This window comes from Micrococcus sp. HMSC31B01, assembly GCF_001816085.1.
Lineage (GTDB): Bacteria > Actinomycetota > Actinomycetes > Actinomycetales > Micrococcaceae > Micrococcus > Micrococcus luteus.
In genome coordinates this window covers 1-540 of the sequence record NZ_KV824950.1, presented here as the reverse complement: position 1 = coordinate 540, position 540 = coordinate 1, and the positions used below count along the sequence as shown (strand labels likewise).

Genomic DNA, 540 nt, shown 5'->3' with positions numbered 1-540 from the left:
CTCCGACTCCACGGCCTCGCTGGCCGGGCAGGTGCTCGGCGCCGCGCACGGCACCGCCGTGTTCGGCGCGCACGACCCCGAGGACCGCGCCGCGGCCGAGGCCTCCGTCCCGGGGTGGATCGCCGAGCGCGAGGTCGTCCTGGAGGCCGCCCGGCGCTGGAGCGCCGCGACCACCTGAGCGGTTCAGCGCGCGGCGTCCGGCCAGTTCCCGTCGAGCATCTGCAGGAACTCCCCCTCGGAGACCAGGGCGATGGCCTGCCCCCGGTCCCGCCGGCGCAGGGCGTCCCGCGTCTTGCGGTGCGCCAGCGCCGTGGTCACGGCCTGCGGCGCCCCGTCCTCGGCGCGCGGGCGGTGCAGGTCCGCGGCCTCGAAGCCGTCCCCGACGACGAGCATCGTGGTGGCCGCGCCCACCCGGTTCGCAGTCTGCGCACCCTGCGCGGCCGCGCGCGTCTTGGCACTCTGACGCGACATGCCGATGCCGCCCGTGAACACCACCGTCTGGCCGAACAGGGGGTGGCCCGGGTCGGCGGCCGGGTTCGG

At 77.6% G+C, this 540-nt stretch carries 1 protein-coding gene; it reads right to left on the bottom strand.

All coding sequences use genetic code 11. The annotated features are described in order from the left end of the window. Nucleotides 1-183: 183 nt before the first annotated feature. A partial coding sequence (locus tag HMPREF3105_RS01950) for a BRCT domain-containing protein (protein ID WP_210401416.1) occupies nucleotides 184-540 on the bottom strand: 357 nt, incomplete at its 5' end.